We start from the raw sequence: 16,195 nt of genomic DNA on the forward strand, positions 1-16,195 counted from the left end.
ATTTTACATGGATGTTGTCAGAAGGAGATGCCGTATCCGCCGTTCTCTTCTCCGGTTATCCGGCTTCTCGATTGCTGCAATACTGTTCATTCCCTCCGCACGTGATAAAAACGCAACATAATCATGAAAAACTTTTACAGTAACTTTCTCATATTTATGGTTGTGAAGCATTTCCTTAATATATCTTGCCGCCTTTGTCTCATCCGTTTTTTCATTGCTGGTGTAGCCGCACACCGTATGTCCGGAAATGACGATTGCATCTACCTGCATGACTTTTTCCGGACTTGTAATGACAAGATCATAGACTCTTGTCAGAAGGGGTGCTTTTTCTTCAATTTCTTTGCACTTGTCCGACGCAATGCTCTGATAAGGAGCCATTGTAATATACTCAACAAGCATCTTTGCAGCCGGAAGACATCCGACAACTGCTACTACAGTGAGCAAGTTCATGCGGGAACCACTCTGTACAATACCGATCACAACAAGCGCTATGACCACTGCAAATTCAATGACCGCCCAGAGCAGATATTTTGTTTTGCGGAAACGGATATATCCCGGACGTCCTTTTTCAATCTTCATTTATTATTATCCTTCTTTCCTGTTATTCTATCCTCTTTTATCAATCAGCATGCCTGATACGAATCAGATTCCATTTAACTTACGCATCAAATATGCGCTAAGAACATCCGGCAGCAATTTTCCTGCAATTCTGGCAACTTTCATAGATGTGCCGTATACAGAAACACATCTACGATCCACCGCATCCAGCAATGCTTTTCTGGCAACCGCTTTTGGATCCACTTTTGTAACTTTGTTACTTTTTCCAAGAAGTTCACCGCTGTGTGCAAAAAATTCTGTGTCCACAGGACCCGGGCACACCACTGTTACAGATATCTCCGCCGGTTTCCATTCCTCGCGGATCGCCATGGACAGACGGTAAACATATGATTTTGACGCAGAATATATTGCAAATCCCGGCTGTGGTGCGAATGCCGCTGCACTCGCCAGATTGATCACGCGGCTTCCTCTGCCAAGAAACGGCCGGCAGAGCAGAAGCATTCTTGTAAGACTCTGACAATTCAGTTTTACCATGCGAAGTTCTGTATCCTGCTCTCTTTCTCCGAAACAGCCGGACAATCCGCAGCCCGCGCTGTTAACAAGTATCCGGATCTCTGCATTTTTACGTTCCAGCTCTTTTTCGATTCTTTCATAAATATAATCTCGGTTCAGATCTCCGTCAAAGATCCGTACCGGAACAGTAAATTCCTTTTCCAGTTCCTGCAGGCGCTCTGTTCTTCTTGCCACAAGCCAAATCTCATCCAGATTCCGGTACAGTTTTACAATCTGTCTTGCAAATTCTCTGCCCATGCCAGAAGAAGCTCCTGTTACTAATGCAATTTTCATAGGATCATCTGCCTTTCTTTTTGTGTACGTTACGGATTGCTTTCTTTTTATACGGGCGCTTTCCGCCAGAAGCATTTCCACTACCAGATGTATTTCTGTGACCGGAATCATTTCCCCGCTCCGGCGCACGGCTCTTACTATAGGATGTTCCCTGATTCTTCCCACCGTGCCGTTTTGGACGCAGCAAACAGTGTTTATCATAACCTACCAGATCCATACGTCCCGCTTTCTTAAGCGCTTCCAGCACGATATCATAATTCTGCGGATTGCGATACTGGATCAAAGCACGCTGCATCGCCTTTTCGTGCGGATTCTTCGGAACATACACCGGTTTCATCGTCCTTGGATCCACACCTGTATAATACATACAGGTAGAAATCGTTGACGGTGTCGGATAAAAATCCTGTACCTGTTCCGGCATATACCCAAGGTCTCTCAGATATTCCGCAAGCTCAACAGCTTCTTTTAATGTCGATCCCGGATGGGAAGACATCAGATAGGGCACAAGGTACTGCTTCATACCAAGCTGTTCATTGATTTTTTTATATTTCTCAGTAAATTTCTGATAAACTTCATTCCGCGGCTTACCCATACAGGTAAGTACCGCATCTGAAACATGCTCCGGCGCTACCTTAAGCTGACCGCTCACATGATATTTACACAGCTCTTTAAAAAATGTATCATCCTTATCTGCAAGCACATAATCAAATCGGATTCCCGAACGGATAAAGACTTTTTTTACTTTTGGAATCTTCCGCAGTTTCCTGAGAAGCGATACATAATCTTTGTGATCCGCTTTAAGGTTCTTGCAAGGTGTCGGGAACAAACACTGCCTGTTCTTGCAGACTCCATATTTTAACTGTTTCTCACAGGATGGATGTCTGAAATCAGCCGTTGGTCCGCCCACATCATGGATATAACCTTTAAAATCCTTATCCTGTGTGATATGTTCTGCTTCTTCCAGCAGGGATTCATGACTTCTCGTCTGTATGATGCGTCCCTGATGGAACGTAAGCGCACAGAAATTGCAGCCGCCAAAACATCCTCTGTTGCTGATCAGGCTGAATTTGACTTCCGAAATAGCCGGGACGCCACCATCTTTCTCGTAAGACGGATGATAAGTCCGCATGTAAGGATAGCTATATGTCTCGTCCATCTCCTGTTGGGAAAGAGGCTTTGAAGGCGGATTCTGTACGATATACATATGTTCGCCGTACGGCTCTACCAGTCTCTTTCCGGTAAATGGATCTGTATTACAATACTGCGTATAAAAACTTCTGGCATAGTTGAGCTTGTCCGCTTTTAAATCCTCAAAAGCCGGCAGCATAACTGCATCATACACACTGTCCAGACTCTTTACTCTGCAGACTGTTCCATCAATAAAAGTAATATCTTTCACATCGATCCCACTGTCCAGAGCCTCAGCGATCTCGATGATCGAACGCTCTCCCATTCCATAAGAAATAAGATCTGCGCCGGAATCTAAGAGTACGGATCGTTTTAATTTATCTGACCAGTAATCATAATGCGCCATACGCCTGAGACTCGCTTCAATTCCCCCCAGAATGATCGGCGTCTTCTTATAGACCTGCCGGATCAGATTACTGTAAACGATTGTCGCATAATCCGGTCTTTTTCCCATTACGCCGCCCGGAGTAAAGGAATCTTTGCTTCTTCGTTTTTTTGATACAGAATAATGATTGACCATCGAATCCATATTGCCCGCAGACACAAGGAAACCAAGCCTTGGTTCTCCATATATCATTATACTGTTTTTATCTTTCCAGTCCGGCTGTGCAATGATCCCGACTTTGTAACCAAAAGCTTCCAGTTCTCTCGTAATAATTGCATGTCCGAAAGACGGATGATCTACGTAAGCATCACCGGAAATATATACAAAATCCACCTGCTCCCATCCACGGTCGATCATGTCTTGTCTGCAGATTGGCAAAAATTGCTGTTTCATTAATCGTTATACCTCTTATCTATCTCTTCTGAGATTCATGTTTTCTCATATTAATTACTAGTTATCTTACTAAATTATAGGATACTCTTCAATTCGCTGTCTGTAAGTTTCCGGTATTCTCCCGGAGCAAGCTCTTCATCCAGTACAAGTGCACCCATACGTTCCCGTTTCAGATAGACAACTTCCTTACCAACAGCCAGAAACATACGTTTTACCTGATGAAATTTCCCCTCCCGGATTGTCAGCCGGATACGTGAAACCGTGCCTTTTTCCAGAATCTTCAGTTCCGCAGGCATTGTCCACTCTGGTTCTTCCTGAGTACCAATATTGATTCTCTCTTTGAATACACGGACATCCTCCTCCGTCACGCCACCGCTGATCTTCGCATAATAGCACTTATCGACATGTTTTTTGGGCGATAACAGTCTATGTGCCAGTGCTCCATCATTTGTTATAAGAAGAAGCCCCTCTGTATCTTTATCCAGACGACCGACCGGAAATAAATCTTTACGTTTTTTCTCTTTTATGAGATCCAGAACTGTTTTATCTCTTTTGTCTTCTGTTGCAGATATCACACCAGCCGGCTTATTCAGCATATAATATTCAAATGTTTCATAAGCAACCGGTGCACCGTCAAACGTAATTTTATCTTCGTCTTCCCGGATCTTATATTCCGGCTTCTTTATAATATCTTCATTTATCTTCACGCGTCCCTGACGGATATATTTCTTTACTTCCTGGCGTGTACCGATACTCATATCTGCCAGATATTTATCCAGTCTGATCATTAGCAAAGCCTCCATCCCGGAAGATATTTATTTTTCAGCGTCTGTCCTGATAATTTACCAAATCCAAGCGGATAGCCGTCTACGCAAACCAGATACCAGCCTTTTTCCTTTGATCCAGTCATATCTTCTACATCCAGTGTCTCCCCTTTCAGATAACGTTTCACGCGCTCATCTGATACCGGGAAATCTAATACTTTTTTGTACTCGTCCTTTTTCAGGCACATGGCAAGCGCCTGACTTGGTTCAAACCGTTTTTTCTTAAGTTCGCCAAGCAACAGCCCTGTTCGCAGGAAACGAATGCCACATACATCCGGCAGATCTTCCGGCATGTAGTAAACCCGTTCTCCATGGACATCCAGCCTTGCTGCATCCAGTTCCCACGTAGTATCCTCAAGGAACACTTCCAGATCTTCCGGTAATTTTTTTTTGCTTTTCTTGCCAGGAAGCAGTTTCTTATCGGTTGCAGGGAGTGGCTTTCCTTTTCTCAGAAGTGCAAGGTAGTGTCCTTCCCCTTTCATCTTATGAGGAAAGATACGGACTGTTTTTGCAAATTCTTCAGACTTTGAAGCTGTAAGCTCCGGCATTCCTTTTTCAAATCCTTCGTAGCCTTTTATACCTAATATCTCAAATTCCGGATATTTTTTCAATAAATATTCAATTGTCCCTTCATTCTCCCTGCCATCAAAGGTACAGGTAGAATAGAGCAGCATGCCACCAGGTTTTAACATTCTCGCTGCCTGCGTAATAATACTTTTCTGGATATTAGCAAAAAATTCAGGGCCATGTTCTTCCCATGCCTTCACCATCTTTTTGTCCTTCCGGAACATACCTTCGCCGGAGCACGGTGCATCGATCAGAATTTTATCAAAATATTCCGCAAAATAATCTTCCAGCTTTCCAGGCTCTTCGCTCAGCACCAGAACATTGCCAATACCAAATACTTCTATATTTTTTAGCAATCCTTTTGCTCTGGAATTGCTGATATCATTGGCTATCAGAACCCCCTCTCCTTTTAGCTTTGCACCTAATTCTGTCGCCTTGCCACCCGGAGCTGCACAAACGTCCAGCACCTTATCGCCCGGTTCTACCGGCAGACGATTGGCAGGTGTCATGGCACTTGGTTCCTGAAGGTAATACAATCCAGCAAAATAATATGGGTGTCTGGATGGTGTTACCTTGTCTCCATCGTAATAAAACCCATTTTCAATCCACGGAATCGGCGTGATCTCAAATGGACAGATCTTCTTAAAATCTTCTACAGATATTTTATTTGTATTTACACGCAAGCCGTAATATCTCGGCTCATCATAGCAGGACAAATACTCCGGAAATTCATCTCCTAAAAGTGCCTGCATCTTTTCTTCAAATTTATCGGGCAGTTTCATGTCTTACCTTCCTTATGTTCTTTGCAAAATATACGCATAACATATCGCTGATTCATCATCCGTTTCGCAAATGCCTATACGCTTTTTTAGTATAACATATAACAATACTGATTGCAAAATCGGCACCGTCAAAAATGATATTTAAGCTTTTGTCGTTTGCATTTTTGTAAAATGTAATATGGATTTACACTGATTTCCATTCCTTTATCGTATTTATAAATTCCGACATGCAGATGTACTGGGAATTTTCCTGTTTTCCCCTCTTCCCCATAGCCGGAATCCCCCATAAACCCAATCACCTCTCCCGCTATAACTGTATCCCCTCTTTTCTTATTGCCAAAGCTATGCAAATGTGCGTAGTAGTAATAAGTACCACTGTCAGAAGTTACGCCGATTCTATATCCGCCTTTTTCTGTCCACCCAAGATTCGTAATCGTCCCATCCGTCATACTTACAACCGGACACGTTCCCGCTTTACTGTTCGCAACCATAAGGTCGCAGCCTTCGTGTCCTCTTTTCCCACCATAAGTGCGTTCCAACATCCAGGAGTTTTCAAAAGTGATTTTAAATTTTGCATTATCTACCGGTTCGGGCAGTGGAAAATACACCACTTCTTTTTTTACCTGTTTCGTCCACCTGTGGTATTTTTGCAGGACATCTGTATTTTTGCTACTGGATTTTTCAAGTTTTTCCGACGCGAATCCCGCGCGTATTTCTTCAACAAGCATATTCTTTTCTATGCTTTTATTCGCGCTATTATCATAGGTGGTTTTAATTAGAACCACTATCACCATTATCAAAATATACATTCCCACTTTTCGGCAGTTATTTCTTTTTGTTTTGAATCTTCGTTTCATTTCGCATTTATTATTAGTTCTTTTTAATACCACTATATGTATTTTAAGCATATCATTATGCCCTGGCGTATCATACAACATAATTCTTTATATAATCTTCTGTTATAGCGACTCTGCTTTCGATTAATGATTGAAAAAGCAAAACACAGGCACTACAGATCGTTATGATCCACAGTGCCCGTGTTTTATTTTTCTTATTCAATTATTAAACTTATTAAACTGCTAATTAAACATCCTTCAGCGTTCTGTATTATTACTCTTCAGATACTGCGTATTATTTTAATTTCGCAAGAATTGCTTTCAGATAATCCCATGTTCTCTCTGTAGAAGCAATATCCAGTTTTTCATTGAAAGAGTGTACATCCAGCATATCCGGTCCCATAGATACGCAATCCAATCCCGGACACTTATCCATGAAGAAACCACATTCCAGCCCACTGTGCGTAGCAAATACAACCGCTTTCTTTCCATACATATCTTCGTATATATCAGACATCAATTTCTGTAATTTAGATTCCGGATTGTACTGCCATGCCGGATACTCTCCGTTGATAACAGCTTCCGCTCCGACTGCTTTACAGCACCGTTCGATTTCTGCACGCATCTCCTGCTTCTTGGATTCGAAAGAGCTTCGCATCTGGTATCTTACTTTTACATGATCTTCATCCGTGCTGACAACACCCATATTCAGGGAAGTCTCTACAAGACCTTTCAGGGAACGGCTGAATTCAACCAATCCGTTTGGCGAAATTATAATATATGTAATAATATGATCTGTTGCTTCATCATCAAAAGCATCCATCGTTGTCTGACCTTTGACTTCTACATCCAGTTCCAATGTTGGTTCTTCACCGACAAATTCAGCTGTCCAGATTTCTCTCATCTGATCTGTACATTTTTTTACTTTCTCAATATCACTCTCAGCTACAAGTAAAACTGCCTCACAATTCCGAGCAATAACATTATCCTTGGATCCTCCATTGATGGATACCATATGGAATTTAACTTCTTTGGAAACGGCATCCAGAAGACGTCCCATCATCTTATTTGCATTACCGCGCTGTTTGTCAATCTCCATACCGGAGTGTCCCCCAAGCAGTCCGTGAACTTTCACCAACACCTCTGTTCCATCCATCTTTTCTCTGTGGAATGGAATTCTTGCTTCAATGTTAATTCCACCTGCACATCCAGTTGTCAGAATGCCTTCAATCTCAGAATCCACATTGATCAGTGTCTTGCCTTTTAAGTTACTGAAATCTAAAGCAATCGCACCATACATGCCTGTTTCTTCATCAATTGTAAAAACTGCTTCGATCGGTGGATGTGGAATATCGTCACTGTCTAATAATGCCATTGCCATCGCAACCGCAATACCATCATCAGCACCAAGCGTTGTATCTTTGGCTTTTACAAAACCATCTTCTACATAAAGCTCCAGTCCATCTTTTTTGAAATCATGTGTACTTCCCGGTCTCTTCTCGCAGACCATATCCAGATGTCCCTGAATGATCACCGGATCGCTGTTCTCATATCCTGCTGTTCCCGGTTTCTTGATAATTACATTGTTCGTGTCGTCCTGAATGTACTCAAGATTTCTTTCTTTTGCAAACTCAACGCAAAAGTCACTGATCTTCTTCGTATCAAATGTTCCCCTCGGAACTTTGCTGATTTCCTCAAAAAAGTGAAATACTTTCTTAGGTTCTAAATTTTCTAATACTGCCATTTTTCTTACCTCTCTTTTCGACAAATTCTATCTATATTATGGTATACAAATCATAAAAAATCAACTTAATTCATAAAATAAATTAAGAATCTTCTTACGAAAGTCTGAATTATGGATTGTTATTTTTTTATCGTAGTTACAATTATCATTTTTTTCCTGATGCTGTTTTTTCCGCAGACTGCGATCTGTGGGGCAAGCCTTGGTCTGATGCTCTGGTTTCAGACAGTCCTTCCTGTATTGCTGCCATTTTTAATACTGACAGCCCTGCTTTTAAAAAGCAACGGATTCTTCTTGATCTCCAGACTTGTCCGTCCCATACTCCGTCCTCTGTTCGGTATCTCCGACTATGGTTCTTTCGCACTGCTTGTCGGTTTCTTATGCGGCTATCCGATGGGAAGTAAAGTCACGGCTGATTTAAAAAGAGAAGGTAAAATCACAGTAAACGAAGCCTCTTATCTGCTTTCTTTCTGCAACCAGACAAGTCCAATGTTTCTGATCAGTTACATTTTCTACATTCATTTAAAGCGTCCGGATCTTCTGTTCCCCGGTATGCTCCTGATCGAGGGCGTTCCTATCCTTATGAGTATTCCGTTCCGCAAAATATACTGCCCCGCTGTCACATCCAGCGCTTCTTCTCCTTCACCTCATTTTACCTGGAATATGCTGGATGACTGCATCATGCAGTCTTTTGAGACAATCACAAAAATTGGCGGTTATATTATTATCTTTTCCGTTTTTCTGCAGTTTGGTAAAGAATTGCCATTTACACATCCGTTGTTGACCTTCCTATTTCTTCCTTCCCTTGAAATTACAAATGGTATTGCTTTAATCTGTAATTCGGGAGTTCCGACAGACCTGGCTTTTGTACTTGCAACCGGACTGGCTTCGTTTGGAGGCTGGTGTTCCGTGGCACAGACGTACAGCATGATCCGTGGAAGCGGTCTTTCTATTGGCGATTACATAGCAAAAAAGCTGATCATCACAGGGATAACCAGCTTGCTTGCTTACATATATATCTTTTGTTTTTAAAACAGGATCTATATTATATTCTGTTTTATACAGAAATTATTCCTTGTATTCAACATTCTCTGCCTCTTCATAGACCGGTTCTTCTACTTCCGGAATCTCTTCCGCCTCTTCGTAGACCGGTTCTTCTTGAACCATATTCTGATCCGGAACTTCTAATTCTTGACGATTGTTATGTACGCGGTCATAACACTCCTGCAGAGAATTGACAAGCCCATCATATTTTGTAGTGTAGCTGTCCAGTGTATGTCCAATAATGCTCTCTGCATTGGCAAGCAGATCATCAGTATAACGGATCGCTCCGATACGGATATCATTCGCATCTCTTGTCGCATTATCCAGAATCTCCTGTGCCTGGTCAGTTGCTGCGGTTACGATTTCATTTGCCTGGGCATATGCCTGCTGCATGATCTCGTGCTCACTGACAAGTTCATTCGTCTGAATGTGCGCTTCCTCGATCATATTGTCTGCTTTGTTCTGTGCATCAGCAAGGATTGCATCTTTATTTGCAATAATCTTCTGATAACGCTTGATCTCTTCCGGCGTACGCATACGCAGTTCACGAAGAAGCTCGTCCATCTGGTCTTTATTTACAATAATCTTCGTTGTAGATAACGGCTGAAATTTACAACTGTCGATATACTCCTCAATTTCTTCAATAATCTGCTCAATACGGCTGCTCATTATTCACACTCTCCTTTTTTCGTGATCTTCGATTTTATTTTCTCCTCAACATGTTCTGGAACAAATTGAGATATATCCCCTCCAAAAGCTGCCACTTCCTTTACTATCGTGGAACTGAGATAAGAATATTCCAGACTTGTTGTTAAAAACACTGTCTCAATATCCTCTGCCAGCTTGTGATTCGTCTGTGCCATCTGCAATTCATATTCAAAATCTGTCACAGCACGCAAGCCACGCACGACCATCTTCGCTGACATCTCTTTCGCAAAATCGATCAGAAGTCCTTCAAATGGTACAATCTTCACTCCCGGCAGTTCTTTTGTAACTTCTTTTAACATTTTAACACGTTCTTCTACGGAAAACAACGGGGTTTTTGCCTTATTATTCAGCACTCCGACAATGAGTTCGTCAACAAGTCCGCTTGCTCTTCTGATCACATCCAGATGTCCGTTCGTCACCGGATCAAAACTTCCCGGATAAATTGCTCTTAACATACCGTTCCTCCTGTTTTCTCCAAAAATACATGTTTATTTGTCTTATATAATTTCTCCTTGATAATCGAATAACCGAGTGCTTCTACATCGTCAAACGTTGTCTCTTTGGACGCTTCTACGATCAGCAGTGTATCTTCATCCACCAGATTTGAATCATTCAGACTCGCAAGTACTTGTTTCTCCAGATTATGGTTATACGGCGGATCCATGAAAATAATGCCAAACGCACTGGTTCCGCGAAGTCTTGCCAGTGCACTTAATACATCTGTTGCCACTACCTGTGCATTGGAATCCAGTTTTGTATATTTTAAATTCTCTTTGATACATGAAACTGCTTTCGGATTTTTCTCAACAAACACGGCTTCCTTCGCGCCACGGCTTAAAGCCTCGATTCCGATACCGCCGCTTCCGGCAAACAGATCCAGAAACCGGCAGTCATAAAGGCTCGGTGTAATCATATTAAATAATGTCTCTTTGATCCGGTCGGTTGTCGGACGTGTGTCCATTCCTTCAATCGTTTTCAGTTGTAATCTTTTGGCAGATCCTGCTATTACTCTCATAACATCCTCACTTGCTTCGCTTATTATATAGTTCTTCTATTAATATTTCTTCTTTCAGCAAAATATCTTTTTCCCGTTCATTATACGTATTTACTATATAAAAGTCAAATCGGCACACAGCATTTTCTGCCATGCGCCGATTTTTCTTTTCCTTATTTACCGGACATCTGTTTTTCCTGTTCTTCGATCATTTTCTTAACCATATAACCACCAACAGATCCGTTCTGTTTTGATGTCAGGTCTCCGTTGTACCCGTCTGATAATGGTACACCAAGTTCACTTGCTACCTCGTATTTGAATTTGTCTAATGCTCCTTTTGCCTCCGGTACGGCGGCTCTGTTTGATGAACGATTTGCCATTTTATACTCCTCCTTTTAATCTCTGTGTTGTTCTGTAACCTTTTGTAATATTTGTTTTGGTTACAATCCTAGTATATGGAGGAATTAAATTATTACACTAGAAGTTCTTTCATAATCTGGAATTTTTTTCAACCATTCCGGATATTCTTCTAAAATCCAGTCTGCCGCTTCATTTGCCATTTGCAAGATTGCCGCATCCTGATAAATATCTCCGATTTTAAAATCCATAAGACCGCTTTGACGGATGCCAAACAGATCACCCGGACCACGAAGCTTCAGATCTTCACTTGCAATTTTGAAACCATCGTTGGAATGATTCAGAATATCCAGTCTTTTTTTCGTCTCTTTTGCATCAGAACCGGTCATAAAAATGCAATAAGACTGATATGCACCTCTTCCGACACGTCCCCGGAGCTGATGGAGCTGGGCAAGTCCAAAACGTTCCGCGTTTTCAATCAGCATAACTGTCGCATTCGGCACATCGATTCCGACTTCAATTACCGTAGTGGATACAAGGATCTGAATCTGATTTTCTGCAAATTGCTGCATGATCTCATCTTTGTATACCTGTTTCATCTTTCCATGCAGGCAGCCCACCTGCACATCTGCGCCCATCTCATCCTGAAGCATCCTGCTGTAGTCCGTGACATTTTCTGCTTCCATGTTCTCACTCTCTTCGACCATCGGACAGATAACATAACACTGTCTTCCTTCTGCGATCTGTTTTTTCATAAACTGATAGGCAGTCTGCCTGTATCCGGTATCTACGACGCAGTTTTTGATCGGGATACGGTTTGCCGGAAGCTCATCAATCACCGATATGTCCAGTTCACCGTATAAAATGATTGCAAGCGTGCGCGGAATCGGTGTCGCACTCATAACAAGCACATGCGGTGTACCGCCTTTCTGCGCGAAACTCTCTCTCTGCTTCACGCCAAAACGATGCTGTTCATCGGTCACAACAAGCGCCAGATTATCATAATTTACCGCATCCTGTATAAGCGCATGGGTTCCGATGATAATCTTCGCAAATCCGCACTCTATCCGGTCATAGGCACGCCGTTTTTCCTTTGCGGTCATGGAACCTGTCAGGAGCACTGCTTTCACTGGAATATCATAGGTTTCCAGCATATTACATATTGACGCGTAATGCTGTCTTGCAAGAACTTCTGTCGGAGCCATCATTGCGCCCTGGCATCCTGAAAGCGCTGTATTAAAAAGCGCCAGAACTGCAACGATCGTTTTTCCGGAACCGACATCCCCCTGCACCAGACGTGACATGGTCATCTCTCCCGCCATATCTGTTGCAATCTCTTTCCAGACTTTCTTCTGTGCATTTGTCAGTTTATATGGAAGCTTCGCTATAAATGCATCTATATCCGGGTGTACCGGGATCACATATTCATTTTCCAGTTTTTCATTCTTATCTTTTAATTTTCGGATTGCAAGAATAAACTGAAGAAATTCTTCAAATACAAGACGCTTTCTTGCATGCATGAAAACAGCCTTGTCCTCTGGAAAATGAATTCCCCGGACCGCATAATTGTACTCTGCAAGTTCATAACGCATACGCAGTTCCTTCGGCAGACGTTCTCTGGTCAGATCCATCCCGTCAAGCGCCTGATGCATTGCTTTCATAATGGCATGATTGGAAAGTCCGGCTGTCAGACCATAGATTGGCTGCAGCGTATTTTTTTTCCCGTCATACTGTTCCGGCGGATAAAAGACCTCCGGATGTTCCATGACAAGTTCGTTTCGTTTTCGCACAATCTTACCGCGAAGCGTAACTGCACCGCCTTTTTGAAATGTATTACGAAGATACGGCATCCGGAACCAGATAACCTTAAGCGTTCCGGTCAGATCTTTCACATGCATCGTCGTCACCTGCAGGCTGCGGTTCCCGGATACCTGCACACGGCCAAAAATCATGCCGTTTACTGCCACTACCTGTCCTTCTCTTACATCGCTTATTGACACCGGCTCTTCATATATATCATAGCCTCTCGGATAATAACGGAGCATATCTCCTACCGTAGAAATACCAATCTTCGCAAACAGTTTTTCTGTTTTCTCTCCGATTCCTTTTAATTCTTTAATACTTGTTTCTGTGATCATAACTGCTCCTGCGTAGTAACATCAATAACAAAAAGAGGACCGCTTAAAGTCCCCTTTTATCCTGCTTTTTTTCTATTCAACTGCCAATACGTAATAATAGATCGGCTGTCCACCAAACTGCGCATCAACGTCTACATCCGGATATTTCTCCGTTACTTTCTCTGTAAATGCATCTGCATCTTCTTCTGATACATCAGCTCCATAATACAGGCTGATCAGTGCCGAATCATCATCTACAAGCTGCTCCAGCATATCCAGCGCTGTTGCCTCCACTTCCGTTCCAACAGAAAGGATTCCGCTGTCACCGATTCCCATGATATCTCCTTCATGAATCTCTTTCTCATCAATCTTCGTATCACGGACTGCATATGTGATCTGTCCGGTCTTAACATTCTTAATCTCTTCCAGCATCGTCTCTTCGTTGCTCTTCGCATCTGCGTCCGGCACAAAATTGATCAGTGCTGTGATTCCCTGTGGTACTGTCTTTGTCGGAATTACAATGATCTCTTTATCTTCCACAAGCGCTTTTGCCTGATTTGCAGCAAGGACAATATTCTTATTGTTCGGAAGGATAAATACACTGTCTGCATTCACTGCATCAATTGCCTTGAGCATATCTTCCGTACTCGGATTCATTGTCTGACCGCCTTCGATAATATAATCAGCTCCAAGTTCTTTGAAAATGGAATTCAGTCCTTCACCAATTGATACCGTAATAAATCCCATTGGTTTTCTAGGCTCTTTGGCCTTCTCTTCTTCCTGTGCTGCCGCAAGTTTCTCGGCATCACGGATCAGTTTTTCCTGATGCTCCTCGCGCATATTGTCAATTTTCATGCGGGAGAGCTGTCCGTATGTCAACGCTCTCTGAATCGCAAGTCCCGGATCATTTGTATGCACATGGATCTTCACAACATCGTCATCTGCAACACATACGATAGAATCGCCGATGGATGACAGATATGCTTTAAAATCATGTTCATCTGCTTCTGTAAATTCTTTCTCTGTAAGGATAATGAACTCTGTACAATATCCGAACTTGATATCTGCCGTATCTTCTGCATTCACTTTCGTTACAGTCACACCGCCGGCAGGCTGGATCGCACTGTAATCTACTTCTTTTCCAAGGAATGCATCATATGCTCCTGAAATCACTTCCAGAAGTCCCTGTCCGCCGGAATCTACAACGCCGGCTTCTTTAAGAACCGGAAGCATCTCCGGAGTCTTTGCAAGCACTTCTTTTGCATGTTCGATCACTGCCGGGATGAACTCTTCGAGATCATCTGTCTCCTGTGCCAGCTCAGAAGCCTTCTCAGCAATACCGCTGGCAACTGTAAGAATTGTTCCTTCCTTCGGCTTCATAACTGCTTTATAAGCTGTATCACGCGCTCTTGTGCATGCTGCTGCAAGTGCGATCACGTCAATCTCTTTCTCTTCGCGGATTGACTTGGTAAATCCTCTTAAAAGCTGTGACAGGATAACACCGGAGTTACCTCTTGCGCCACGCAGGGAACCGGATGAGATTGCTTTTGCAAGCTCTTTCATACCCGGATTCTCAAGTGCTGTTACTTCCTTTGCTGCAGACATAATTGTCAGTGACATGTTCGTTCCTGTGTCTCCATCCGGAACCGGAAAAACATTCAGCTCATTGATAAATTCTTTCTTTGCCTCTATATTCTGTGCACCTGCAAGAAACATCTTTGCAAGCATGTCCACATTAATTGTCTTTGTAGCCACTTCTTATGTTCCTCCTTAACTAATCGATGACTCTTACACCTTCGATATAGATATTGATCTTATCAACCGGCATACCTGAAAATTCTTCTACTTTATACTGTACATTGCTGATCAGGTTCTCTGTTACTGCAGAGATACTGACACCATATGCGACGATCGCATGAAAATCAAGACTGATGTGATTGTCATCAGAAATGTGAACCTGAATACCACGTGTCAGGCTCTCTCTTTTAAGCAAATGTACAAAACCATCCTTCATATTAACAGCAGCCATACCAACGATACCAAAGCATTCTACTGCAACGGTTCCGGCATATTTTGCAATAACCTCAGGATCAATTGTAATAATTCCAAGATCTGTACTAACGCATCCCTTCATACTGCAACCTCCACTTCTTCTATTTATCATTTTAAGTATAGTCTAATCTTCTATATTATACCCTGTTTGCTCATTTATTACAAGTCACGCATAGCAGACAGCGCCTGTTCTGTCATAAAAATGTAATTTTTTGTCATATAAAAAACTCAGATTCCAAATCGAACCTGAGTTTTTAATTCCAATCACATTCTTGATTAAGCACGTTCAACTTTGCCTGATTTTAAGCAAGAAGTACAAACATACATTTTCTTTGTAGCTCCGCCTTCTGTCTTAACACGAACTGATTTTACGTTTGATTTCCACATCTTTGGTGATCTTCTATGTGAGTGACTTACATTGTTACCAAAGTGAGCACCCTTTTCACAAATAGCACATTTAGCCATGACTGCACCTCCTAACGCTCATAATAAGTCTGTTCTCCAGACTCGCAACATTGACATTGTAACAGACTTGTTATCTAATTGCAAGTATTTTTTATAAAAATGTAATCTTAAGATGAAAATATGTTTTCAAGGCGGCAAAAGTGTTCTCTCCTGTCTGCACCGCCTGCTAGCAGCAGAACAGATTATACCCTGCCAGTATACATAAAATAATACAGATCACTTCTATAAAAGCATTTGGTAAGATCATAGACAGAATAAGCCCGACAGCAACCCAGAACAAAGCAAATCCGATTACTTTCTTCATAATTCTCACTGCCTTTATCAATTCTTTTCATATT

Annotated in this window: 17 protein-coding genes; 1 reads left to right on the top strand and 16 read right to left on the bottom strand. The window is 42.1% G+C overall.

What is annotated here, in order from left to right:
- Nucleotides 1–3: 3 nt before the first annotated feature.
- The 7 genes from DWY31_RS01795 to DWY31_RS01825 form a co-directional block, all read right to left on the bottom strand.
- A complete protein-coding gene (locus DWY31_RS01795; RefSeq protein WP_021860461.1) occupies nucleotides 4–579 on the bottom strand; it encodes a hypothetical protein in 576 nt (191 codons plus the stop codon).
- A 63-nt stretch (nucleotides 580–642) separates the two neighbouring features.
- Nucleotides 643–1,404: an SDR family NAD(P)-dependent oxidoreductase gene (locus DWY31_RS01800; protein WP_118519372.1), complete on the bottom strand. Its 762-nt coding sequence runs from the start codon at nucleotides 1,402–1,404 to the stop codon at nucleotides 643–645.
- A gap of 4 nt (nucleotides 1,405–1,408) precedes the next feature.
- On the bottom strand, nucleotides 1,409–3,370 hold the full coding sequence (locus tag DWY31_RS01805) for a YgiQ family radical SAM protein (protein WP_021860463.1): 1,962 nt from the start codon (nucleotides 3,368–3,370) through the stop codon (nucleotides 1,409–1,411).
- Nucleotides 3,371–3,444: 74 nt separating this feature from the next.
- Nucleotides 3,445–4,158: a pseudouridine synthase gene (locus DWY31_RS01810; protein WP_118519373.1), complete on the bottom strand. Its 714-nt coding sequence runs from the start codon at nucleotides 4,156–4,158 to the stop codon at nucleotides 3,445–3,447.
- Nucleotides 4,158–5,543, bottom strand: a complete 1,386-nt coding sequence (locus DWY31_RS01815) for an RsmF rRNA methyltransferase first C-terminal domain-containing protein (RefSeq protein WP_021860465.1) — start codon at nucleotides 5,541–5,543, stop codon at nucleotides 4,158–4,160. Before DWY31_RS01815 ends, DWY31_RS01810 begins: the two co-directional genes overlap by 1 nt.
- Nucleotides 5,544–5,671: 128 nt before the next feature.
- Nucleotides 5,672–6,271 (bottom strand): M23 family metallopeptidase, encoded by a 600-nt coding sequence (locus DWY31_RS01820; RefSeq protein ID WP_243060347.1) that lies wholly within the window; start codon nucleotides 6,269–6,271, stop codon nucleotides 5,672–5,674.
- Nucleotides 6,272–6,674: 403 nt separating this feature from the next.
- On the bottom strand, nucleotides 6,675–8,123 hold the full coding sequence (locus tag DWY31_RS01825; RefSeq protein ID WP_021860467.1) for an aminoacyl-histidine dipeptidase: 1,449 nt from the start codon (nucleotides 8,121–8,123) through the stop codon (nucleotides 6,675–6,677).
- A 111-nt stretch (nucleotides 8,124–8,234) separates the two neighbouring features.
- On the opposite strand from DWY31_RS01825, the gene DWY31_RS01830 reads away from it, so the two are divergent.
- Nucleotides 8,235–9,152 carry a nucleoside recognition domain-containing protein gene (locus DWY31_RS01830; RefSeq protein ID WP_021860468.1) on the top strand — a complete coding sequence of 306 codons (918 nt, stop codon included), beginning with the start codon at nucleotides 8,235–8,237 and terminating at the stop codon, nucleotides 9,150–9,152.
- A 36-nt stretch (nucleotides 9,153–9,188) separates the two neighbouring features.
- Here DWY31_RS01830 and DWY31_RS01835 read toward each other — a convergent pair whose 3' ends face one another.
- The 9 genes from DWY31_RS01835 to DWY31_RS13985 form a co-directional block, all read right to left on the bottom strand.
- A complete protein-coding gene (locus DWY31_RS01835) occupies nucleotides 9,189–9,833 on the bottom strand; it encodes a hypothetical protein (RefSeq protein WP_021860469.1) in 645 nt (214 codons plus the stop codon).
- Nucleotides 9,833–10,327 carry a pantetheine-phosphate adenylyltransferase gene (coaD, locus tag DWY31_RS01840; RefSeq protein WP_021860470.1) on the bottom strand — a complete coding sequence of 165 codons (495 nt, stop codon included), beginning with the start codon at nucleotides 10,325–10,327 and terminating at the stop codon, nucleotides 9,833–9,835. The genes DWY31_RS01835 and coaD overlap by 1 nt, the downstream gene beginning before the upstream one ends.
- Entirely contained in the window at nucleotides 10,321–10,887 is a 567-nt protein-coding gene (gene rsmD, locus DWY31_RS01845; RefSeq protein ID WP_021860471.1) for a 16S rRNA (guanine(966)-N(2))-methyltransferase RsmD, read from the bottom strand. The genes coaD and rsmD overlap by 7 nt, the downstream gene beginning before the upstream one ends.
- A 152-nt stretch (nucleotides 10,888–11,039) precedes the next feature.
- Nucleotides 11,040–11,246, bottom strand: coding sequence for an alpha/beta-type small acid-soluble spore protein (locus tag DWY31_RS01850; RefSeq protein ID WP_021860472.1), 207 nt, complete (start codon nucleotides 11,244–11,246; stop codon nucleotides 11,040–11,042).
- Between the two features lie 84 nt (nucleotides 11,247–11,330).
- A complete protein-coding gene (gene recG, locus DWY31_RS01855; protein WP_118519374.1) occupies nucleotides 11,331–13,361 on the bottom strand; it encodes an ATP-dependent DNA helicase RecG in 2,031 nt (676 codons plus the stop codon).
- A 72-nt stretch (nucleotides 13,362–13,433) separates the two neighbouring features.
- Complete coding sequence (locus DWY31_RS01860; RefSeq protein WP_117537187.1) at nucleotides 13,434–15,095, bottom strand: DAK2 domain-containing protein; 1,662 nt, start codon at nucleotides 15,093–15,095, stop codon at nucleotides 13,434–13,436.
- A gap of 19 nt (nucleotides 15,096–15,114) precedes the next feature.
- The gene (locus DWY31_RS01865) at nucleotides 15,115–15,474 is read right to left on the bottom strand and encodes an Asp23/Gls24 family envelope stress response protein (protein WP_021860475.1); all 360 of its coding nucleotides are present in this window, start codon (nucleotides 15,472–15,474) and stop codon (nucleotides 15,115–15,117) included.
- A 194-nt stretch (nucleotides 15,475–15,668) separates the two neighbouring features.
- Nucleotides 15,669–15,857, bottom strand: a complete 189-nt coding sequence (gene rpmB / locus DWY31_RS01870; protein ID WP_021860476.1) for a 50S ribosomal protein L28 — start codon at nucleotides 15,855–15,857, stop codon at nucleotides 15,669–15,671.
- Nucleotides 15,858–16,023: 166 nt separating this feature from the next.
- Nucleotides 16,024–16,161 (bottom strand): hypothetical protein, encoded by a 138-nt coding sequence (locus DWY31_RS13985; protein ID WP_186855190.1) that lies wholly within the window; start codon nucleotides 16,159–16,161, stop codon nucleotides 16,024–16,026.
- Nucleotides 16,162–16,195 lie beyond the last annotated feature (34 nt).

Source organism: Dorea sp. AF24-7LB (assembly GCF_003478575.1).
GTDB lineage: Bacteria > Bacillota > Clostridia > Lachnospirales > Lachnospiraceae > Dorea_D > Dorea_D hominis.

Bases quoted from the DNA above. Each gene is read 5' to 3' on its own strand.
- DWY31_RS01800 (WP_118519372.1), bottom strand. From the start codon at position 1,404: ATGAAAATTGCATTAGTAACAGGAGCTTCTTCTGGCATGGGCAGAGAA.
- rsmD (WP_021860471.1), bottom strand. From the start codon at position 10,887: ATGAGAGTAATAGCAGGATCTGCCAAAAGATTACAACTGAAAACGATT.
- DWY31_RS01805 (WP_021860463.1), bottom strand. From the start codon at position 3,370: ATGAAACAGCAATTTTTGCCAATCTGCAGACAAGACATGATCGACCGT.
- recG (WP_118519374.1), bottom strand. From the start codon at position 13,361: ATGATCACAGAAACAAGTATTAAAGAATTAAAAGGAATCGGAGAGAAA.
- DWY31_RS01815 (WP_021860465.1), bottom strand. From the start codon at position 5,543: ATGAAACTGCCCGATAAATTTGAAGAAAAGATGCAGGCACTTTTAGGA.
- DWY31_RS01825 (WP_021860467.1), bottom strand. From the start codon at position 8,123: ATGGCAGTATTAGAAAATTTAGAACCTAAGAAAGTATTTCACTTTTTT.
- DWY31_RS01865 (WP_021860475.1), bottom strand. From the start codon at position 15,474: ATGAAGGGATGCGTTAGTACAGATCTTGGAATTATTACAATTGATCCT.
- DWY31_RS01795 (WP_021860461.1), bottom strand. From the start codon at position 579: ATGAAGATTGAAAAAGGACGTCCGGGATATATCCGTTTCCGCAAAACA.
- DWY31_RS01830 (WP_021860468.1), top strand. From the start codon at position 8,235: ATGGATTGTTATTTTTTTATCGTAGTTACAATTATCATTTTTTTCCTG.
- DWY31_RS01850 (WP_021860472.1), bottom strand. From the start codon at position 11,246: ATGGCAAATCGTTCATCAAACAGAGCCGCCGTACCGGAGGCAAAAGGA.
- rpmB (WP_021860476.1), bottom strand. From the start codon at position 15,857: ATGGCTAAATGTGCTATTTGTGAAAAGGGTGCTCACTTTGGTAACAAT.
- DWY31_RS01820 (WP_243060347.1), bottom strand. From the start codon at position 6,271: ATGCTTGTTGAAGAAATACGCGCGGGATTCGCGTCGGAAAAACTTGAA.
- coaD (WP_021860470.1), bottom strand. From the start codon at position 10,327: ATGTTAAGAGCAATTTATCCGGGAAGTTTTGATCCGGTGACGAACGGA.
- DWY31_RS01810 (WP_118519373.1), bottom strand. From the start codon at position 4,158: ATGATCAGACTGGATAAATATCTGGCAGATATGAGTATCGGTACACGC.
- DWY31_RS01835 (WP_021860469.1), bottom strand. From the start codon at position 9,833: ATGAGCAGCCGTATTGAGCAGATTATTGAAGAAATTGAGGAGTATATC.
- DWY31_RS13985 (WP_186855190.1), bottom strand. From the start codon at position 16,161: ATGAAGAAAGTAATCGGATTTGCTTTGTTCTGGGTTGCTGTCGGGCTT.